Here is a 21,923-nt window from a genome sequence, read left to right as displayed (position 1 = left end):
GCATTTTGCTATCAGCTTCCTTCAGATTCAACGTCGCCGTTGAACCCTTGCCGAGTCGCTAACCTTTCCCCTCATCGGGCAGGTTCGGGATTTGCACCCTATAGAGAGACGCCCTGCTGGGCGCACATGCTATAAGAGCTTTTCTTCGCGGAAGAAAAGCTCTTGAAAAATGTGGTTAGAAAAATTAATTTGTAGCACTCACACTACCATCAGGATTGATGTGAGTGGAATATGAAGCCAAGTGTTTAGTTTCATTAGCCGGGAGAACCCTCTTCCCGCTTCTCGCCATTTTTAACGCCGTCGAAACATCTCCGGAAATCGCATAACGAAGATTGTCTCTCATCACCAAGACCTTATTCCCGTAGCCCTTGTCAGTTCTATGATTTGCGGCGCCAACGTAGAATTTCAGACCTTTAGCCAGTGAACCTGTTTTGTTGATGTACTCTCGTAAAATCTCAGTGCCTACTTCAATTCCAGCCTCAATATTGTTGGCTGCTTTCAGACCTCCAAAACGTTTGTATTTCGAAGTATGCACACGCACATGAACCTGCATCAAACCTTTAGCTCCTGCAGCACTTTTAGCATTCGGATTAAAAGAAGATTCAATAGCAATAATTGACAGAATCAACAAAGGGTCAATGTCGTATTTCTTTCCGGTAATGAAAGCCTGAGCTACCGCTTCTTTAATATCTTGTTCCTTTGCTTTAGTAAAGTATTTTGATATGAAAGATACAGCACGCTCTTGAATGACAGACAATCTGTCTTCTTCATTTTCTTGAGCAACAAACGGCTCCAGATCCAAATTCAAATAAGAAAGGACCTTTTGACTAGCCGCCTCTGAGTTAGCCTCAGTAGCAGGTGCCTCCACACAAAGCGAGTTTATGTAGTAGGTAAGAAGACAAAAACCAGCTGCCACGAGAACAAACTTGCGAAACTTGACGGCTGCGCTCATTGTTTTTGACCAACGGCGACCAGCTGTCACAACACCGGCTCCTTCGGATAGTGTATTTTTATCAATCATTTAAAAATTATCTCATAGGGTTTTTCTCTTGAAAACCAATGAGAAGCAATGATTAAGTGAAATTGTGTAGGCAGATGCAATTAAATGTGACGCCTAAATTGGGGATGCTTTCCTCTTGAAATTTTTCCTTCAACCTTTGACCTTAGTAGGTTCAATCCAAAATCTTGAGAAAAAAATTGGCCATTTTGGGTTCTTGAGGTTGTTAAATATATTTACATTTTGTCGAACACGGTTACCTTTCTATCTTGCTCAAGCCTGCAAAATCCAAGTTAGCAATTTAGTAATACTATAGCTTTGTCAAAAATCCTTCTGACACAAGCAATCTCCATTCGATATCCGCCTTTATTTGGTGTCCTTTTTGAGAGGTTCTTCTTCTCCGCCACCACTGCTTTCAGAGGACAAATAAGCGAACAGAACCATTAATACCATTGCAATAATTGAACAACCGCGTACAGCAAGTTCTGCCCCGAAAAACTTTGCCGAGAGACCCAAAATCAATTGTCCTACCGGAACAAGTCCCAGCATCACGGCTAAGTACATGGCAGAAAACCGTCCCCGATAAATGTTGGGAGCTTTACGCTGAACGGCGTTATTAGCAGCCGCCAAAGAAAAAGTTAATGCGGCGCCGGCAACTAAAGCGCAAATCCATTGGGAACCTAAAGACTCCAGTGCCGGAAGTACGGCAAAACCGATACAAGTGATCCACCCGCCCATCCAGACAGTGGTGACGTGATTAATGATTCGCTTGTTTTTCTGCATGAGCACGGCAGCAGCTACTGCTCCAAACCCCAAACCGGAAGACATAGAACCGAAACTTACCAGCTCAGAACCTTTCAATGAAATAGCCGGTAAAAGCGCAACAGACGGCATCACTAATATGGAAAGACAGGCAACCTGAGGCAAAACTTCTTTAAGTACTTGGTACTTAGCAAAAAGTTGTCGGGACGTCATCCCCGTGCTTTCTTCTCTTTCCTGTTGTGTCGTTGCATTCGGAATGCGGACCACGGCCATGATGTAGATCATCGGGATAAAGCAAATCGCATTCATGGCAAAGCACCAGCTGTTGCCGACTGACTCAATAATTGCAACTGCTAATAAAGGTGCAAAAGAACGTGCTACGTTCATAATCAGCGATTGACGGGCTACAGCTTGGGAGACGGTTTCTCCGCTTTCGACCAACATTGAGTGCAGAGCCGGACCGTCAACGGAACTGATTATTCCGAAACACAAAGCTAATACGGCCAAGATAGTTGGAGTCAAATGATTGTGATAAGCCAAGAAAGCCGTTATTGCCGCAACACAGCAACCCAAAGTCTGAGTAACTAAAAGAATTTTGTGTCGATGAAAACGGTCGGCTACTTGCCCGGCCAAGGGAGCAAGCGGAAGAGTCGGCAGAGCAGAAAGCAATGCGATTGCACTTAGCCATATAGGCGAATGAGTAAGCGTCCATACCACCCATGACAGTGCCATCCCATGGACAAAACGCCCTAACGTCGAAAAGCTGTATGCATACCAAAAGTAACTTTTCCCTTTCAACGCTCATCCTCTCTTTCTCTGTATTCAGCGAAATATTCTAGATTAGTTATGAGCTGTACGGTAAAACCCGATATCCTTCTTTCCAAAAAAAAACCGGTCATACAAAATGGCCGGCTGCTTAAAAACAAAAGCTAGGATTTCATGTCAAATCTTTTCTATACGTCCATGAGTTTTTCCAATTCCTCTCTATTTCCTGCTAACTCTGGTTTCTCGGACAAGATAACCATTAATTTAAGACGAGCTTTCGCAGCTGAGGTTTCTCCTCCGCGGATAGCCCCCTTGTTTCTGCTGTCAGTGACGGAACCCGGATAAGCGTAGACCTGGTAAGGACGGCCTCCGTGAGTTCGGGTAGTTATGACGACTACAACACCTTTATCCGTTGCGTCTTTAATTCCTTCTACCATCATCGGCGGAATATTTCCTCTGCCGAATCCTTCAACAATGATGCCTTTGCAGCCTTTTGCGACAGCGTAATCAATGTAATCTCGGCCGATACCTGTCTGGGCCGGTACGATATCAACGCGTGCCGTGAGAGCTTTAGGAGCAAAGGTTTGACGGTTCAATGGTTCTCTTCTGAATACAACTCTGTCCACATCGCAGTAACCAATGGGTCCCCACCATGGAGAGGCAAAAGTAGCAGGATTGGCAGAATGAGTTTTGCGGACTTGGCCGGCTGCATGAATAGTTTCATTGAGGAGGACCATCACGCCCTTCCCTCTAGCTTCCTCGCTAGCTGCTGTCTTTACTGCGCAATAGATATTTGCGGGACCGTCAGGGCTGGTGTCTCCGGCACCTCTCATTGCAGCGGTAAGTACAACTGGCTTTTCGCCTTGGTGAAGCAAATCCAGCATATAAGAAGTTTCTTCCACTGTGTCAGTACCATGCGTAACTACGGCGCCTGCAACTTCCTCGCTTTCTAAAGCTTTATTAATCATTTTTGAAAGCTGGAACATCATCTCGGGAGTCATTCCCGGGCTAGCGATATTGGAAAACTCACGCACTTCAACATCAGCGACTTTGTCTAAACCCGGGACAGCTGCTGCCAAATCTTCTCCGCTCACGGCAGGAACAAGACCATTAACCTTAGGATCGTATTTCATGGCAATTGTGCCACCGGTTGTAAATACGATAACTTTCTTCTTTCCGCTCATTCTTAACTCCTTATAGATTGAATTGTTTCTTGATCTCAGCTAAGCGCACAGACGCTTCTTGTTTTCTTCCGTTTAAAACTTCGATTCCTTCAATGATTAAATTTACATATCTGTCTACATCATCTAAGGAAAGCGTAGGAAGCACTTCTTGTTCTAACTGGCTGTTCGGAATAAATAAGCTTAATACACAGCTGGTTCCGGGAATACAGCCCACTCCGCCCATTACCTTATGGATAGAGTTAGACATGAAAGTCGTTCCACCTAAGTCTTCACTCGCAAATCTATTAAGTTCTGCAGCTATCTTTACCTTTTCAAAGGAAGTAGTGGCGACTGAAAACTTCTTCCCGAGTTCCTGAATGTACTCTCCTTGCTCTTTGGTGAGGGACTCCATGGCATTCTCAGATCTGCGCAGCAGCTCAGGACGATAAATTGCTGGGTAACCTAGATTTTCGGCACCCTTCAAAAGACATTCTGCAACCACTGAGTTGTCATGTTCCTCGTTTCCTCTGATAAGGAAAGTAGGCTTAGTAATTTCTGATGACACAGGTTGTGCACAAACTTTTCCTTCGATTACAAACGAAGGCAAACCATCAAGCCCGAGCTTTTGCATCAGCTCAAACTTGCCAAAGAGGTTAACATTACCTTCAATGTCTTCATTTGGCCCTAGTCCTCCGATGGAAGCGTTAGACAGGCCCATTACTGAAACGTTAATGCCGTTAATGTTTAATCTGGTTCCAATGACTTTGCCGCAATTGCCTTCGACTTCTTCATCCGAGGCAAAGAAAAAGTCGGGATACTGCTGCAAAAAGCTATCCATGGCAACATTTGCCACTGCTGTCTGAAAAGCAACCGGAACTTCCATGGCACCTTGCCCAAGAATTCTTCCAAAAGTTTCGCATGCAATAGCTTGAGAATTTATAGCTTGTTTTCCGAGAGCATAAGAAGAAAGTCTTTTTTCAAAAGCTGTAATACCTCTTCTGGCAAATGCCCTCCCTGTCCCTCCGCTCTTGGTTTTAACTTCAAAATAGGCGTCTTGACGCCCGGTTTTAACGTTTATTTCTACTATTTCCAAATCAATGCCCGTTGCTCTCTGAAGCAACGCAGTCACTGCACTTAAGCCTCCTGAATCGTCCTGAATAAATCCAAGATGGCTATTTGCATGACCGCATCCGGCGTGTCCCACAATTCCCAGCTCGGCTTTGCCCTCTTTAATTAATTTAATCATTGACGCTCCCAAAAAGGCGAGAGATATCAAATCCCTCGCCTATTTCAAAATTAGAGAATAGAAAGTGCCATGGAAATGCACAGTGCTACGAAGCAACCAAAGAGAATGGAAGGTCTTTGGAACAAGTTAGCTGGTTTAAGAGCTGAGCCAGGTACAACAGGAATAACTGTAGCCAGAGCTGCAACCGGACCGCCTGTTAAGAAGTATTGAATCAAAGATGCACCGGATGCAGCAGCGAAAGCAGCGGCAAAAGGATCAGCACCTGAAGCGAGTACTACTTGGAGGAAAGGAATAACTACAGCAACGGATGCTCCGTAAGATTGAGTCATGAAGCCGGTAACAAAAGATACGCAGAACATGATCAGGATCGGAGAGAACGAAAGCATCGGAGCTGCAAATGTAGAAATCGTATCTGCCAAACCAATCTGCTTAATAACCGTGCTCATGAATAAGAAGCCGATAGTTGCAACCAACGGAGTAGCAATAAGTCCAACACCTTGCATCATGGTCTGTTCGGAGGACTTCATATCCTTATGGGCAAGAACCATCACGACCAATGCTGAGGCCAAACCTACTAAGAAGATAGGCAAGCCAAGTACGAAACCAACCACTAAAACAATGAATGGGAGAAAAGCTCGGAAGGAGGTGGTCTTGTACTCTTTATTGTTAATCTCGGCCATGACTGCCAGTCTGTCTTCTTCAGAAATAGTGACACCGCGCTTGTGCATGTCACGGACAACACGAAGGCAGGACATGAAGAAAATTGAAAGAGCCGCAATTAAGCCGAGAACATTGAATAAACCGTAACCAATACCCGCAGTCGCCAGAATTGCTACCTGAGTTGGATGTGTAAAGCCGGCCAAGTTGCCAATATGGCCTGCGTGGCCCTGAATACCGGCGACCTTGTTCGGATCAACGCCTAAACGCACAGCAGCAGGACCTGTAATCACAGCAGTGATAACCGGCTGTGTAAAACCGGTTAAAGCACCGATACATCCGGCAGCAATACCTCCGGCGGTACAGACACCGGGGCCCCCGCCAATTTTATTTCCAACACGAACGATATCGCGAACGATAACATCCAAGAAACCGGTGGCCTGCATGATACCGATAAAGAGCAGGATGCCCGTCATATCTGCAATAACCGGATTCAAGCCGGAGTTAATCATTTTTGCGACGGTGACCGGGGCACTTCCCGCGAGCGGGAAGCCGGCAACAATGGCGGAAATAGCCGCACCGGTAATAGCAGTAATGTAAATAGGCGTTAGGCCTGTAATCATAACTATTAGCGTCAATACCATAATGCATTGAGCTATGACGATTTGAGTTGTCATTTTTTCTCCAAAGGATTTGAGTTTTGAGATTCCCTCAAGAAAATGATCTCAAGATCGCATTGCAGCTCAATAACAAAACTTTTAAAAATATTGCAAAAAAATTGCTAAATCTCAGTAATTACGCCTAACCAAGAAAGATGGACAAAAATAATGATTTACTGCCGAAGAGTTATTCTTCCAGGAGAAGGTATCCGACGCTCGAATATGCTCCAATCACATCCCTCGTCAAACCGGCTTGCTCGAGCTTTCTTCGAATTCGAGCAAATGTAACCCTTAAGTACTGAACTTCTCCTATGTATTCGTCCCCCCAAACTGTTCTCAACAGTCTTTCGTGGGTTAAAACTTCTCCCGGATGTTTCATTAATTCAAAGAGTAATCGGAATTCTCTGTCTGTCAGCTTCACGTGTTCGTCGCCGACCATACAGTCTCTCTGAGAAAGATTAAGAGACAAATTGCCGCTTACCAAAACTTCTTGAGCTGGCCTTTGCACTGGCTTCACTCTTTGGCTTCTGCGAAGCACGGCTCGAATTCTCTCCAAAAGTTCTTGGATGTAAAACGGTTTAGAAATGAAGTCGTCGGCTCCTTCTCTAAAACCTTCAATAATCGTGGGTCTTTCATCTTTTGCTGAAAGAATAATGACGGGAACGTCTGAGTACTTTCTTAATTGCTTTAACATTGCCATCCCGTCCATTTCCGGCATCATCAAATCAAGAAGAATCAAATCGGGTTTATTTAAAGAGTGATTAAAAACCTCCAATGCTCGCTTCCCGTCTTCTGCCTGGACGACGTCGAATCCTTCAAAAGCCAGATTAGTGCTAATCAGTCTTCTGATCTTTGTTTCATCATCAACCACCAGAATCAAAGAATTATTTGGATTCATACTGCCAACCTCAACTTAAAAGTAGTCCCTGTTCCTTTATTTCTTTCAGCCCAAATTCTGCCGCCGTGAGCAGCCATAATGCCGCGGCAAATGGCTAAGCCTAACCCAGTTCCTCCCACTTTTCTATCCGCACCCATTTCTACTTGATAGAAAGAATCGAATATCTTCGAGAGATAGTTCTCCTTTACTCCTATTCCGTTATCTTGGAAAGCAATTTCTATTTCTTCTTTTACCAGACGAACCGTTACATGGCAAACCGGCTCCAATTTCGATCGATAGCGCGCCGCGTTACCAAAGATATTGATAAATACTTGAATCAGTCTGTCTTTGTCTGCCTTTAAAAATTCTGCACCTTCTTGGATTTGGGTTGTGATTTTTAATTCGGGATAATGTTGGCTGACGGCGCCGATAGCCTGATCAAGAAGGCGTCTAACGGAGTAAATCTTGGGACGGAGAACAATGGAGCCTGCCTCTATTCGAGACATATCCAACCAATCTTCAACCAGGCGCTGCAGTCTTGAACTCTCTTCTAGCATCTCCGAGAGCAATTCATGAGCAAATTCAGTATCTCTTTGGATAAGCTGCCGTTGAAGAGTCTCGACTTGAAGTCTCATTGTTGTCACAGGAGTTTTTAACTCGTGAGCAACCATCGAGACCAAGTTCTTTTTCATCCTTTCCATTGCTATATCTTGAGATATATCTCTTATTAAGAGACCGCGGCGTCTTCCGGAAAACCCGTAAAAGCCGGGAACGTTAAAAGCCGATGTTTCAATGAAAAAATCAGAATCCGTTGTGCTTGAATATCTTCGAGGACGCTCTTCTTGTTTGTCGAAACCTTCCTCTCCAAGTTCTGACGAACGGAATAGAGAAGAAAATAATTCTTCAAAATTTGGAACTTCCTGTTCCGGCATCAATCCTAAAAGGCGTCGAGCTGCTTTATTCCCATAAAGAAGGCTTCCTGTCTTTCCCACCAAGATAACTCCCTCAGTCATTGATTCCATCAAAGCCGTAAAACGGGAGGCTGAGGTTTTCAAGGAAGAATACATTTCTTGGTTATCCATAACAATTGCAATGGAATGGGCAAGCCTTAGAAGAGGACCGGAAGCAAACGATGAAGCATTTCCTTGTCCGCAATCAAAATATAAATAACCCAATCTGCTTCCGTCATTGGCTTTTACAGAGATGTACTGAAACACACTATCTGTAAGCATCTCCTTGGAAAAGAAAAGGGTAGGAATAGAAAAAATATCTTTGAATCGATTAATAGTTTTTGCGATAACAACGTCTACCGAGTCCTCCAGAGGAGCTAATAGCAGCTGCAGACTCTTCAACTCTTCTTTTCTTTGGTTTAAAGAAGCGGTACGTCTTTCAACTTGCTCACTCAATGCTTCATTAACAGATTCAAGCCTTTTTTGGCTCATTAGAACTGTGGCCGCCATTTCTTCGAACTTAGTTGAAAGAAGCTGCAACTCTAAAGGCGCAGTCTCTTTAAACACGTCGTCCATTTGAGAAATTTTGCCGGTTTTCTCAAATGCGCTGAACTGCTCAATCAACTTATGAACCGCTTCGTTGAGCTGTCTTCCTAAGACAGTCCCAACCACAAAGGCTGCGAGAATTGCTACCAACAGGAAAATACCTGAAGTCGTTAGTGATGAAAGAAGTTGTCTATCTCGAATTGCCAGAGGCTGACCCACAGCTAAAAGAAGATCACCCGGAGAAACTTTCATGGCTGTTATTACTTGGGCTTCATTTCTTTTCTTGTCTGTTCTCCAAACGGCCGGGGAATTTTTTATTTTTTCAGTAGCCTCTTTGTAGAAGTCTTTTCCCCCTAGAGGGGAAAATGTAAAGTTCTCTCTTTTGATAGGCTTCTGAAAGAAACTCTGTCCTGAACTGTCGAGAAGCTGAATAGAGAACGGTTCGAGACCGATAATATGATCGAACACTTCAGAAAAATATTTTTCAGAGACGCAAGTTGTCAGCCAATAACCTTGGAGACGTAGCTCCTCTTTCACGGGAGAACCAAAGCAATACTGCGGGTGAGCACCTCCCGTATATTTATAAAATTCAAAGTCGCTCTTGGCGTATCGGAACTTTTGACGAAGTAAATGAAATATTCTTTCATCTTCGGGGCCGAGACTTTCCGGCTCCTGAAGACTAATAGTCTTGTCGCGAGAATCCTCTTGAGTTGGGACGAGGAAAAGAGAATTAAACGATGTCTGACGCGTAACTCTAGTCTGAGCCCACTCTTTAAAATAGCTTTTAGGATTCTGTAAATGAATTGATAGTGAATCCAAACTTGAATCCAAAAATGAACGGATAGTTTCGATTTCATTCGAAAGCTGCCTTCCTAGCTGCTCCATTACTGCTATCTGCCTGACATCATTTTCCTCATTTTCTCTTTGAATCTGATTCAGGTGCATGAAAGCCAGCATAAACAATGGCATTAACGCTGTCCAGGTAATTGCTCGGGTCAAATAACCGCGGAAATCTTTCTGGATCATCTGCTCTTCCACTCGGACTTTTACAGTGGTAGGCAATGGAACTGAGAAACTAGGATTGGGAGAAGGCATTTTGTAAAATCCTCTTTTTTCGCCATTTTTGCATAGTGAAAATCTTTTGGTAAGTGTCCTTCTCATTTTTATTCACTTGCAACCTTTCTGGTGATTACCCCGAAAATGTATCCCGAGATACAGTCCTACCCTTTTTCGTGTAAAGAAGGTTACGGACAAAACAAGCTTACTCGGAGCAAAATACTCCTCATGGTGATTAGCAAAATTAGCTCGATGATTCAAAGAGTTATTGCTGTTAGCACTTAATTCCAAGGAGACTAGATAAATGAAAAAACTGCTCACTATTGCCGTTTTAGCCACGTTGTCCACAATGACATATGCCGCCGACAAAGTTATCGACACTGACATCGTTGTCGTCGGTCAAGGCGCCGCCGGTACAGCAGCTGCTTTCGCAGCAGGCGAACTCGGCGCTAAAGTCGTCGGATTAGAAAAGAAAGGACTCCCGGGCGGTACAGGCAACTTCTCTGAAGGTATCTTCGCTGTTGGTACAAAGATGCAGCGTGATTACTATATTCCTCTTACAAAGGACGAAACCTTCAAGAAGATCATGAACTATGGTCACTGGAGAAGCAACGCTCGTCTCGTAAGAGCTATCGTTGACAAATCCGCTGACACTGTTGACTGGATGATCAAGCACGGCGTTAAGTTTGAAAAACTTACAACAAACTATCCAGGCGGTCTTTACACTTGGCATATTTATGAAGGCCGCGGAGCCGGTTGGATTAACCTCTTCCAGAAGAAATCAAAGAGCGATTACGGTGTTGAAGTCCTTTTCAACACTCCTGCCGAAAAACTCCTTATGAAAGACGGTAAGGTTGCCGGCGTTATTGCAAAAGACAAAGACGGCAATACAGTTACTGTCAATGCGAAAGCCGTCATCATCGCAACCGGCGGTTTCGCTGACAACCCCGAAATGATGAAAAAGTACACACGTTTCCCAAATACTGACGGATTGGCACAGTCCGGTAAAAACGGTGTAGGTATTCAGATGGCTTGGTCTGCCGGGGGCGGTAAAGAAGGCTTGGATGTTCAGCAGTCTTATCGTCCGGGCCCAAGAGGAGTAGGAACGACAAACCACGTTTCTGCCACTGCTAAGCAGCCTCATCTTTGGCTGACACCGGGCGGAGATCGTTTCTGCGACGAAACAATTATGGGCGACTGGCCCGCAGCCGGAAACGCTCTTGAAAGAATCGGCGGCCAAATGTGGGTAGTTTATGACAACAAGAACCTCAACTCCATGAAACATGACGGTATCGTTCAGGGCGTTGGCGTAATGGTTCCAATCGGAGCAAAACTCACCAAATTCGAAGAAGAATGGCCGGCAGCTGAAAAAGCAGGTTGGGCAGTAAAAGCCAATACATTGGAAGAATTGGCCAAGAAGACCGGCATGGATCCTGAAAAACTGAAAGCCAGCGTTGAACAATACAACAATGCTGCAGAAGTTCGCCATGACGCACTCTTCGCTAAAGATCCGCAGTACATCTTCCCGGTTAAAGAAGGTCCTTTCTACGCAATCAAGAGCGTTGCCTCCTCTCTCGGTACACTCGGCGGCATCAAAGTTAACGATCGTCTCCAAGTCGTCACCGACAAGGATAAAGTTATTCCTAACCTCTACGCAGCAGGTTCCGACGTGGGCGGTATGTACGGTGACTCTTATGACCTCTTGATGGCCGGCTCTACCATTGGTTTTGCTGTTAACTCCGGCAGAATCGCTGCAGAAAGTGCTGTCAAAGATCACAATATCGGCAAGAAATAAAAAATAGTTTCTCCTGAACTGAACGGAAGCCGCCCTCGGGCGGCTTTTGTTTTAGCTGAAACGGTGTAATACCGACTTTTCAAAACTTGGTGCACGTGAAAAAATTGACCCGTCCAATATTGAAATAAGAAACAAATGCGTCAAATTTTTCATGCCCTTCCCTGGATCCCTCCGAAGGAACCGCGAGAAGTCGCTGAGCTGTTCTCCCAGTATGGAGTTCCACTCACTTATAAGTCAGGTCAGCTGCTTAAAAGCCGCGGAGAAAACAACAAACTATTCCTGATAACTAAAGGAGCGGCCGCCTACTACATCGCTGACAGATATAAAAGTCACCCAAGCGTTCTCAACTTATTAATTCCAGGGAGATCTGCCTGTGATTTATCCGCTTTGACTGAAACCAAAGTCAATGTAACGACCCGCGCAATCGGCCCTTGCGAAGTTTTGGCGATGCATCCTCATTTGATTTCCAAATTTATGCTTGAACATTCTGAATTCAGTCTTGATTACGCCAAACATGTGGTTTTCAAACAAGAATGTTCAATAGAGGCCATGGTGGCTAATTTCACATTGGAGCCGGCAGAACGTCTCAGGCGTTTACTCAAAGTTCTTCTAATCAGCTATGAAAAACCTATCCCGCCAAATTCTTGGATTCGGATTCCTCTCGACTTAACGAACGAGCAGTACGGTTCCGTCGTAAATTTGACTCGTGTCTCCGTAAGCAGACTCTTTTCGGATTGGACGTCTAAAGGTCTTCTGAAAAAGAGCGGACGCACTGTGTATGTGATGTCTTCACTGTTCGATAATATGTACGATTGGGTTAAGTAATTTTTCGGCCAGCATTCCCTCACCTTTGGAGAAGCATAAAAAAATGAATGTAGTTATTACAACATTAAATTTCACAGAAACAGCTCTCAGCAAGCTTAAAGAAGCAGGACTGAATGCATGGAAATACAGCGGACCTGCCTTGGGTGCAGGGGTCAGCGAAGATATCCTGTACGAAGCAGTTAAAGATGCAGATATCATCATCGCCGGTACGGAAACCTACTCACCAAGCCTCCTCAAACGACTGCACAAACTCAAATTGATCTCTCGAAACGGTATTGGATACGATGCAATAGATTTGAAGGCTCTCAAAGAGCTCGGCATCGGCCTGACCCGAACTACCGGCTTTGTCGAAGGTGCCGTAGCCGAACATGTTATGGCCTACATCCTTTATTTCGCCAGAAGAATTGATGCCCAAAACAAATCGATGCATGAACATGTTTGGAAACCAACACTGGTACCGGGTGCTAAAGGTAAAACTTTAGCTCTTTATGGCTTCGGAGGAATTGGAAAAGAAATCGCTAAAAGAGCCGTTCCTTTCAAAATGAATGTAATCTACTACTGCCGTCATCCGAATCTCAAGGATGAAAAAACTTACGGCGTCAAATATGTTGATGAAGAGACCCTCCTTAGAGAGGGAGACTTTCTTTCTCTGAATGTTCCTTTAACCGATTCGACTTTTCATCTAATCGACAAGAGCAAATTAGATCAGATGAAGACCGGCTCGATTTTGATCAATATTGCCAGAGGTCCCGTTATCGACGAATTTGCAGTAGCAGACGCATTAAAGTCCGGAAAACTTGGAGCCGCTGCGGTGGATGTATTTCCCACCGAGCCTTGCACGAACTCACCTCTTGCTGACTGTCCGACTGCAGTCCTCACTCCTCATACGGCTTCTTCTACCGTAGAAAATTCTGCTGAGATGAACATCGCTGCCGTTGATAATGTTTTGAATTATCTACAAGGAACTCTCGACGACAAATACCTGGTCATCAAAGGAGTTCGCTAACGTAAATTCTCCTCTTGACCATATGCATCGAGAGGAGGATTTTGCATTAGTTTTTGAAAAAATCAGTCGTTTGCTATACAGCGGCTATCTAATCGACCGCGATAGTGTCTTACCCACTGAGAAAACTCTACCCCTTTAGAAAGGATCTGAGTTTCTACCGGAGGAAGCGTTACTTCGGATGCATGCATTTGCTCTGGACTTAAAGCTGAGTAGGAAACCCGGATCTCTTCCTTATCACCAACTTTCCACTTTTCGAAAGTCAAATAGCCTCCCGGAACATTCTCATTTCTCATTCTGTCCGGTTGCTTCCAGTTCAAGTCAAACAAAGCGCCGAGATTAGCCAAGTTAGTGTCATGCCCGACTAAAAAAGTATATTTAGGACCGTCTGCTTTTTCTAATGACTCAATAATCTTCGCTCCTAGAGCCGATCCTTTGTAACGAGCCACTTCCATATCTCGGTTAAGAATTGAGAAAACGCCAACTCGTAAAGGCATAACTTTCAGTATCTCGGTCCAGGGCATCTGACCCCAGCCCGGGAGTTGGTCAGGCCATTGTCCCCACTCCAAAGCCAAAATTTCCGTAAAGCTTGAACCATAGTAAGGCCCCCCACTCAAGCCAACTTTATGTTTACTAGCATGACCTACCATTTCGCCGGAAAAATTGCCTTCGGTAACTTTATTTAATAGAGATATCTCTTGAGCGTAGACCTCAGAGACGCCTTTAGAGTTTTGGGTCAGTTTCTCAGCTAAAGAATCTGGATGTTTAATCTTACAAACCTTGGCTTTAAGAGGGGAAAACAGCTTCGAATGTTTTGCAGAAGTAACTTTGACTTTTATTCCACACTGTGGAAATAAGCCTTCGCTTATAGCCTCAGCTGTTTTAATTGTTCGTTCGTCTACGTCCGCAATGATTTCGACTTCATTCGGATTTGGGCATTGACTAAAAACGAATGGGCTTATTTTGCTGTTTTGTTTCCACGTTCCCTTAACCAATCTATATCCTCTTGGGGTCAAATACCCTTTTTCTACTCCCCAATTTGGCCATTGACGAGAACTCCATGAAGCAAGCGTTTCAGCAGACTGAGTCGGGGATCGAACTCCGTGTCTGGAAACTACTACAACTTTCTCCAGCTCTTCATAAACCGGTGTTCCTGGAATCGGCTCTTGAGAAAAACTGGAATTACATACAGATATAACTAACGCAGAAACTAGATAGGCCCACTTATTATTCATCATCCACTCCAGGAGGTTATTAAGAAGAATATATAGCGTGGAAAACAGTTTTCGGTTTAAAACCAACCGAATCGGTTAATCAGAAATAGTCAACCAAGTAGAGTTCTAATTAAGAAGCTTTTCTTGCTTCGAATAACGGAAAATGAATCATTAGTTTTAAATCTTAGGAAATACCCTTAGAAACAAGCGGAGAATGTATCATTTTTTTCAAACAGGCTCATTACATTTTTTCTGTCAATCCGTTATTCAATTTCCAACTCTTGCAGAAGCGTGCTTCTCTTTCGCAAGCACTGATACCCAAGAGTTCCCTAATAGAATAACGCAGTTAGAAAACTTTATAACTAAAAATATTCTTCTGAGAAATAACGGCCTAAAATGTTGCTTGCTCATTATGTGTCAATTAAGATTTCTCTCACTTAATTATTTCAATTAACACATTGGAGTTTCAAATGAAATTATCTGCACGTAACGTTTTAGAAGGTAAAGTTGTTTCCATCAAAGAAGGCCCTGTTTCCACAGAAGTCACTATCGAACTCCCCTGCGGCACACAGGTAGTCTCCTCTATCACTTCTACTTCTGCCAAGTCTCTTAACCTCGAAGTTGGCAAAAAAGCTTACGCTGTGATCAAGGCTTCTAACGTTATGGTTGGCACAGACAACTAATTAATTCTCACCTCAGAGAATTAATGCGCTAAAGCGTATCAGCCTCCTTCGGGAGGCTTTGTCTTTTTCAGAACTTACTTCTGTGAGAGCCAAATTCGATTCTCAGCCAAAATAGCATTACACGCTGAAAATATAAGTAGCCAAGGCTAAGAAAATAAAGAAGCCGCCGGAGTCAGTGATGAAAGTAAGAAGAACCGAGCCGCCTAATGCCGGATCTCTTCCTAATTTTTTAAGAGTGAGCGGAACAAGAATAGCTACAACGGCACCCATTAGCATATTCAGCATCATCGCCATAAACATCGTCAGGCCGAGAAGTTTGCCGTCCGGAGAGTTGTAGTAAAGAGCCCAAGCAAAAAGCCCTGCGATAATTCCCCAGATAAATCCGTTGATAAGAGCAACTAAAACTTCTTTCTTAATAACGTCCAACTGGTTTGATTCTGTAATCTGGCCTGTCGCTAAAGAACGAACGAGCAGAGTTAATGTCTGATTACCGGAATTTCCGGCAATACCTGCAACAATCGGCATCAAAGCGGCCAAAGCCACAACCTTTTCGATTGTTCCGTCAAATGCAGAAATCACTCGGGATGCAAAGAATGCCGTAAACAAATTTATTCCAAGCCAAATCCAGCGGGCTTTTGCAGATGACCAAATGGATTCGAACAAGTCTTGGTCATCATCCAAACCGACGGCACCGAAAGCTTCTTCATCACTTTCTTCACGAATGATGTCGACGACTTCATTAACGGTCAAACGACCTACCAATCTGCCGCTTTCGTTAATTACAGGTGCACTAACGAGGTCATAACGTTCGAAAGCAGATGCCGCATCTCCGACATCTTCCAAAGGAGAAAGTGTCAAAACGTCGGCAACCATTACATTTTTAACCAACTGATCGGGAGCATGAGTAAGAATTCGATCAACCGGAAGAGTTCCCATTAATCTCTCATCTCTGTCCACTACAAACACTTGGTCAGTGTGATCGGGGAGTTTTTTTAAACGGCGTAAATAGCGAAGAACGACATCGAGCGTAACGTCTTGTTGAATTGAGACGATATCGAAGTCCATACGGGCACCCACGGAATCTTCCGGGTAACTCATTGCAGCCCGCAGCTGTGCTCTCTCTTCGTGAGAAAGACCTTCCTGAACCTCAGCAACAACGTCCGGCGGCAGGTCTTCAACAAGGTCCGCAATCTCGTCAGTGCCCAACTTTTCAACGGCATCGACAAGCTCGTCCTTGTTCATCGCATCAATAAGGGTTTCACGAACCGCTTCATTGACCTCAACAAGAATTTCACCGTCTTGACTGGACCTGACACAGTCCCAGACAATCAGACGTTCATCAAGAGGAAGAGCTTCAAGAATGTAAGCAACGTCAGCAGGATGCAGCTCAGATAGAGTATCTCGAAGATCGAGCCGAATGGCCTCTCTGTCTTTCAGATCTTTTCTATCCTCGGCCTCTTCGCCTTCTTCGATTAACTGTTGGACAAGCGCCAAAGCACGTGCCGCTGCTTCGGGGTCACGTGCTGTAATCTCTTCATCCTGGGCCAAGCCAATAGTGTTTTCTTGAAGGCTCAAGCTTCACTCCTCAAAGAGACACCTGGTCTCTCACATTTCTATTTTTTCGCTAACAGTTTCCTAATATATTCATAGACCGGCGTCGTTTCGGGCCGATGTCCAAGCCAGAAATTATAAGAATCAGCGGCCTGCTCGACAAGCATTCCCAGGCCGTCAGATGTAACTTTTGCGCCACCTTCTTTTGCAACTTGCATAAACGGTGTCGGATCAGCAGCATAAACCAGGTCGTAAGCTAGTTCACAATCTTCAAAGGCGTTTGCCGGAATTAGAGGAGCCTTATTCTGAAGGCTTGCAGGAGTGGCATTGATAATAAGATCGTATTGTTCAGAACCTGTCTCATCGTACAAAATACTTTGGATTCCGAATTCATCGGCGAGCTGCTGGGCGCGGGCAACCGAACGATTGGCAACTGAAATCTTTTTAGGAAGCTCGTCAAGAATGACCGGAAGCAGCCCTCTAACACTTCCGCCGGCACCTAAAATCAAAATATTCTTATTTTTCAAAGAAAAATTCAGGCGCCCTTTTAGATCCTGAACAAAACCAATCCCGTCGGTATTCTCTCCGAGAACCTTATTTCCTTCAAATTTGAGAGTGTTAGCGGCAGTTGCTTGTCTTGCATAGGCCGTCGTTTTAGTGGAAAAACGATAGGCATCTACCTTAAAAGGAATGGTCACATTGACGCCCTTATATCCCTCTGAGATCAGATCTTCAATGTAACTTTCAAATTCTCCTAATGGAATTTCTATTTTTTCATAAGAAATATTGTCGCCAAACTGTTTAGCAAAGGCTTCATGAATTTCCGGTGACAAACTGTGGGCCACGGGGTTACCGACTACGGCGTATTTTGATTCTTTACCCATGTTTTTCCCTTTCTTAAAAATTTTTAAAGTTTCTTTTTCCCAAATAATAACACTCTCATGGGATGGCTCAATAGCTAATTTTTCTTATGAAAAATTTAATACCTATAGAGCAAAAAAGATCCTCCGCGCAAAATTAAACCCGCGGGGTCATTCCGCGGGCATTATCCCTTGACTATCAAGGGGTAAAGCGCATCTATTTTTAATTTATGAAGCCTTAATGCATTACTTTGAATATGTAGAAATTTCTTTCAGAAACCATTTTGAATTCCCAAAAGAAGAAATCTCTTAACTTGCTTCATTGGATTTTGGTTGCTCCGAATCATTGGAGTTAGTCTCAGGGGTCGGATTTTCCGGATTTTCTTGAGGCTCCTCAACTTCGACGAGTTCTTCCTCCGGTAAATCTTCAGCATCCTCTTGATCCAAAACTTCAACTAAGCGCAATTCGAGAACAAGCTCAATGTAATCGACACCTACTACTCTCATAAGAAGGTTTTGTCCTCGGGGGTACTCCGGAAGTCCCGGTACTCTTTGCATCATTGGCAAACCTTCTAAGCGAACCAAATCTCCCTTAGCAACGGTGACTTTAATGTTTTCGATTTTCTCCTGTTCAATCCAGCGCAAAGACCAATAACGGTTCATTCGAGTTTGGAAGTCATTAAAAGCAGTGTATTTCGTATCAAAGTTGGAAATAATGCTGAATAAATCCAGATCATTAGATTTAAACGGAGGTTTCTCCTCTCTCACGGCAGCTATCAATTGACGTTGATTGACCATGTCAACATACCGTCGCAGCGGAGAAGTCGACCAAGCGTAGTACTCAACACCGATGCCGTCATGAGGTCCCGGAACGGAAGTCATCTTAACCTTGCCCATTCTCTGACTGCGGTATATGCCGGCTACCTTCTTTTTCTCCAACCACTCACCCCAAGAAGCATTGGCAAAAATCATTACCTCAGCCACCAATAAATCAAGGGGAGCACCGCGTTTTCTGCCCTTCAGCTCAACAGTTGCGTTTTCATCTTCGCCTTTCAGATCAAAATACCAATCAATTTTTCCTACCGGCTCAGGGCGCCCGCGAACTTCTTCGCGTTTTTGCTGAAGATGTTTTGCAAAGTGCCAAACCCAAGACATTTCTTTACCGAACGGTATGTCCAAAGTGTTGTCTCGGACAGCCTCTTCTGTCACTTGGCTTTCAATCTTGTCGTACCACAAGTTGGCGGCGATTTTAATTCTCTCTAATCGTGTTTCCGTCACGACTACTTCGAACGTCTCGTTATCTACTAAAGCATACAAAGATAAAACCGGACAAATGTTTCCTTCATCCAAAGAAAAGGCTTTAACCCAGCTTTTCGGCAGCATCGTCGTCTTCAGACCGGGAGCATACACAGTAGACATTCTTTCTCGTGCAGCTTTATCCACTTCAGAGTCAGTCAAGATTCCAAGACCGGGCGCTGAAATGTGAATGCCTAGCTTGGTTCTGTTGTCTCCCACGGGTGTCACGGAAACCGCATCATCAATTTCAGTTGTGTTGGAATCGTCAATCGAAAAAGCTTGGCCGTCTGCAAGAGGAAGATCCTCAAAACTTTCCTTTTGAGGTTCCGGTAAGGTCTTCGGAAATTCCTTTCCTTTAGGAAAGTTAATTGAAAAGAAATTCTCTACGTGGTATCTCCATGCGTTAGGAATCGCTTTTACTTCTAAAAGCAGTCTTAGAGGAGAACAGCTTCTAATGTCGGTTGCTTCTTTCAGCGCTTTCCACTCAATAGAGTTTTTGTCGGGCTTAGACAAAAGCTGAATTGCCTGAGCAGCGATAGCCTCGGGAGCTCGGCCTTCGAGAAGTTCCTTGACGTAAGCATCTTTTTGTTCGTCCAGCTTTCTCTTTCTTTCAATTGCCGCCAGAGCAAGTTTGAGAGTCTCTTCGGGAGCTGCTCTGTATTTTCCTCGACCTTTTCTATAAAAGTAGACGGGATTGGCATGAAGACGGAAAAGAGTTCCGGCCTGTTCAAGCTTGCCGGCTTCTTCCCCGAAATATTCCCTTGCAGCATCCTGATAAGTAAATTCTTCAGCTGCAGCGAACTCCCAAAGCAAATCTAAATCAATAGTTTCAGCTACAGCCTGAGCCTGCTGAATAAATTCGAGAGGAGAAGGGGCGGAAAATTCAAAAAAACTATGCGATTTCTTAACTTTTATTCTTTTTCCTGTCGGTAATTCAATCTGATATGCAGCATCCGTCGCGTTCAGAATGACTCCTGCCTTAAAAGCACCGTCTTCTTCGAAAAATAAATTCATTATCGTCCTTTCTTTGAGAAAGCAGATCTTACCTGGAGATCCCGCCATGAAGAAAATTCATAACATCATCTGCAAGAGAATCAAACTCTGAGAGTCTATGGTCCGCTCCGTGCACAATCTTGACATTAGTCCCATGGTAAAACTCCTCACCATCGTGCCAATTGAGCACTTCATCCTTATCGCCCAAGATTGTCAAATAATTAGCAGGAGTTTTAAGACGGTTAACTGCTAATGCCTTTAACTCTTCTTCGTACTCCGGATAGACAACGATTTTGTCACCGGTTTGTTCCACATAGTGCACCCCGACTTTGTCCTCCATAAAAAGCCAAGGACGAACGGCAGGATTTAAAAGAGCTGCCTTTTTACCGAACTTTTCCGCTGCCCAGGTGGCATAAAAACCACCTAACGATGAACCGATAAAACAAAAATCGTCCGTTTGAACCTGATCTACGGCAGCCATAATTATCTCGGCGGCTTTCTTCGGTCCTACAAAAATTTCCGGAGCAATAAAAGGAATTCCTCTTTGAAGATGCCTTTGCGCCAGAATCTTTCCTTTATTGGAATACGGAGAAGAAAGAAATCCATGAATATAGATAGTTGTGCTATTCATTAGCAGACCTCTGTCGGAGAGCTTTCAGAAGTTTTTCGTGAATATTGCCGAAACCTCCGTTGCTCATTACCAAAATTGTATCTCCCGGCTCGGCAGTCTTCACTGCTGCTTCGGCCACTTCCTCAAGATGACTAAAGACTTTAGCTTTATTTCCAAGCGGCTTGAGAGCTTCTGCCACATCCCAATGCACTGCAGGAGATTGGAAACAGACAACTTCATCGGCCAACTCCAATGATCCGGGAAGTTTGTCTTTCATGCTTCCAAGTTTCATCGTATTTGACCGGGGTTCAAGCACCGCAATGATTCTTCCCTCTCTCTGGACGCTTCTTTGTGCCTTAAGAGTCTCTTCAATGGCAGTTGGATGATGGGCGAAATCATCAATAACTTTGACTCCGTCTTCCGTTCCTCTAAGTTCCAGTCTGCGTTTTACACCTTCAAAGGATTCCATATGATGCAAAGCATCGACAGCAGAAATTCCGATTGCAGCTGCCGCAGCTACTGCGGCAATTGTATTCATCCGGTTATGATGTCCGGGCAACGGAGAAGGAACTTCCCCGATTTCCTTAGAACCGGCGAACAATCGCGAACCTTCATGATCTTTTAATTGCCAATTGTCTGAATCTGAAGTACCGAAAGATTCAGCCGGCGTCCAGAGCCCCATTTCTAATACTTCTTTAAGAGCTTCGGACTCGCCGTTGTAAATCACTCTTCCCTGCGATGGAATAGTTCTGACTAAATGATGGAACTGTCTTTGAATTGCTTGGATATTCGGAAAAATATCGGCATGGTCATATTCAAGGTTGTTCAGAATAGCCACCCAGGGGCGGTAATGAACAAACTTGCTTCTCTTATCAAAGAATGCCGTGTCGTATTCATCTGCTTCAATTACAAAATATTCTGAGTCAGTCAAACGTGCAGAACGATGGTAATTATTAGGAACTCCCCCAATTAAAAAGCTTGGATTCAAACCAGCTTCTTCCAAAATCCAAGTCAGCATGGAACTTGTAGTGGTTTTACCATGTGTACCCGCAACAGCTAAAACTTTCTTCTTCCACAAAATGTTTTCTGCGAGCCACTGAGGCCCTGAAGTATACGGAGCTCCTGAATTAAGAATAGCTTCAAGAAGAGGGTTTCCTCGAGAGATAGCATTACCGATAATATACAAGTCAGGATTTAACTTTAACTGCTCAGGATCGTAGCCCTCGATGAGGTCAATTCCAGCTTCCTTAAGCTGATCTGACATCGGTGGATAAACAGCTGCATCACACCCGCTGACCCTGATACCTAGGGATTTGGCCAGCTGAGCAATTCCTCCCATGAAGGTCCCGCAAATACCAACAATATGAATATGCACAATTTCTCCGAACATCTATCTCGTAATCAAAGAACTATAG

17 protein-coding genes are annotated in these 21,923 nt (G+C 44.1%); 4 read left to right on the top strand and 13 right to left on the bottom strand.

The features are described from left to right. Positions 1-184: 184 nt before the first annotated feature. From ACYQ4O_RS05370 to ACYQ4O_RS05340, 7 genes are all read right to left on the bottom strand, one after another. Complete coding sequence (locus ACYQ4O_RS05370) at positions 185-1,021, bottom strand: transglycosylase SLT domain-containing protein (RefSeq protein ID WP_308513001.1); 837 nt, start codon at positions 1,019-1,021, stop codon at positions 185-187. A gap of 342 nt (positions 1,022-1,363) precedes the next feature. Beyond that, positions 1,364-2,557 carry an MFS transporter gene (locus tag ACYQ4O_RS05365; RefSeq protein ID WP_308513002.1) on the bottom strand — a complete coding sequence of 398 codons (1,194 nt, stop codon included), beginning with the start codon at positions 2,555-2,557 and terminating at the stop codon, positions 1,364-1,366. A 155-nt stretch (positions 2,558-2,712) separates the two neighbouring features. Beyond that, positions 2,713-3,708 carry an asparaginase gene (locus ACYQ4O_RS05360; RefSeq protein WP_460174985.1) on the bottom strand — a complete coding sequence of 332 codons (996 nt, stop codon included), beginning with the start codon at positions 3,706-3,708 and terminating at the stop codon, positions 2,713-2,715. A 10-nt stretch (positions 3,709-3,718) separates the two neighbouring features. Next, positions 3,719-4,933, bottom strand: a complete 1,215-nt coding sequence (locus ACYQ4O_RS05355; protein WP_460174984.1) for a hypothetical protein — start codon at positions 4,931-4,933, stop codon at positions 3,719-3,721. Positions 4,934-4,983: 50 nt separating this feature from the next. After that, positions 4,984-6,267 carry a citrate transporter gene (locus tag ACYQ4O_RS05350; RefSeq protein ID WP_460174983.1) on the bottom strand — a complete coding sequence of 428 codons (1,284 nt, stop codon included), beginning with the start codon at positions 6,265-6,267 and terminating at the stop codon, positions 4,984-4,986. Between the two features lie 169 nt (positions 6,268-6,436). Continuing rightward, positions 6,437-7,147, bottom strand: coding sequence for a response regulator transcription factor (locus ACYQ4O_RS05345; protein WP_308513007.1), 711 nt, complete (start codon positions 7,145-7,147; stop codon positions 6,437-6,439). Beyond that, the gene (locus ACYQ4O_RS05340) at positions 7,144-9,717 is read right to left on the bottom strand and encodes a sensor histidine kinase (RefSeq protein ID WP_460174982.1); all 2,574 of its coding nucleotides are present in this window, start codon (positions 9,715-9,717) and stop codon (positions 7,144-7,146) included. Before ACYQ4O_RS05340 ends, ACYQ4O_RS05345 begins: the two co-directional genes overlap by 4 nt. Positions 9,718-9,982: 265 nt before the next feature. Here ACYQ4O_RS05340 and ACYQ4O_RS05335 point away from each other — a divergent pair, with 265 nt between their 5' ends. The 3 genes from ACYQ4O_RS05335 (at position 9,983) to ACYQ4O_RS05325 (ending at position 13,304) form a co-directional block, all read left to right on the top strand. Next, positions 9,983-11,473 carry an FAD-dependent oxidoreductase gene (locus ACYQ4O_RS05335; RefSeq protein ID WP_066593765.1) on the top strand — a complete coding sequence of 497 codons (1,491 nt, stop codon included), beginning with the start codon at positions 9,983-9,985 and terminating at the stop codon, positions 11,471-11,473. A gap of 135 nt (positions 11,474-11,608) precedes the next feature. Beyond that, a complete protein-coding gene (locus tag ACYQ4O_RS05330) occupies positions 11,609-12,298 on the top strand; it encodes a Crp/Fnr family transcriptional regulator (protein WP_066593767.1) in 690 nt (229 codons plus the stop codon). 43 nt (positions 12,299-12,341) lie between these two features. Further along, positions 12,342-13,304 carry an NAD(P)-dependent oxidoreductase gene (locus tag ACYQ4O_RS05325; RefSeq protein WP_460174981.1) on the top strand — a complete coding sequence of 321 codons (963 nt, stop codon included), beginning with the start codon at positions 12,342-12,344 and terminating at the stop codon, positions 13,302-13,304. 62 nt (positions 13,305-13,366) lie between these two features. Here ACYQ4O_RS05325 and ACYQ4O_RS05320 read toward each other — a convergent pair whose 3' ends face one another. Next, the gene (locus ACYQ4O_RS05320) at positions 13,367-14,536 is read right to left on the bottom strand and encodes a histidine-type phosphatase (RefSeq protein ID WP_460174980.1); all 1,170 of its coding nucleotides are present in this window, start codon (positions 14,534-14,536) and stop codon (positions 13,367-13,369) included. Positions 14,537-14,985: 449 nt separating this feature from the next. Between ACYQ4O_RS05320 and ACYQ4O_RS05315 the strand changes: the two genes are divergently transcribed. Further along, positions 14,986-15,198 (top strand): TOBE domain-containing protein, encoded by a 213-nt coding sequence (locus ACYQ4O_RS05315; RefSeq protein ID WP_308513012.1) that lies wholly within the window; start codon positions 14,986-14,988, stop codon positions 15,196-15,198. A gap of 117 nt (positions 15,199-15,315) precedes the next feature. Here ACYQ4O_RS05315 and mgtE read toward each other — a convergent pair whose 3' ends face one another. From mgtE to mpl, 5 genes are all read right to left on the bottom strand, one after another. Next, positions 15,316-16,773: a magnesium transporter gene (gene mgtE, locus ACYQ4O_RS05310; protein ID WP_308513013.1), complete on the bottom strand. Its 1,458-nt coding sequence runs from the start codon at positions 16,771-16,773 to the stop codon at positions 15,316-15,318. A gap of 38 nt (positions 16,774-16,811) precedes the next feature. Next, entirely contained in the window at positions 16,812-17,633 is an 822-nt protein-coding gene (gene aroE / locus ACYQ4O_RS05305; RefSeq protein ID WP_460174979.1) for a shikimate dehydrogenase, read from the bottom strand. Between the two features lie 285 nt (positions 17,634-17,918). Then, complete coding sequence (locus tag ACYQ4O_RS05300; RefSeq protein WP_460174978.1) at positions 17,919-19,919, bottom strand: ribonuclease catalytic domain-containing protein; 2,001 nt, start codon at positions 19,917-19,919, stop codon at positions 17,919-17,921. A gap of 28 nt (positions 19,920-19,947) precedes the next feature. Continuing rightward, the gene (locus tag ACYQ4O_RS05295) at positions 19,948-20,529 is read right to left on the bottom strand and encodes a YqiA/YcfP family alpha/beta fold hydrolase (protein WP_460174977.1); all 582 of its coding nucleotides are present in this window, start codon (positions 20,527-20,529) and stop codon (positions 19,948-19,950) included. Continuing rightward, positions 20,522-21,883: a UDP-N-acetylmuramate:L-alanyl-gamma-D-glutamyl-meso-diaminopimelate ligase gene (gene mpl, locus ACYQ4O_RS05290; RefSeq protein ID WP_460174976.1), complete on the bottom strand. Its 1,362-nt coding sequence runs from the start codon at positions 21,881-21,883 to the stop codon at positions 20,522-20,524. The genes ACYQ4O_RS05295 and mpl overlap by 8 nt, the downstream gene beginning before the upstream one ends. Positions 21,884-21,923 lie beyond the last annotated feature (40 nt).

This window comes from Turicimonas sp. TL08, from assembly GCF_054660695.1.
Note: the sequence above shows the minus strand (reverse complement) of the source record. Positions and strands in the feature narration are given on the sequence as shown.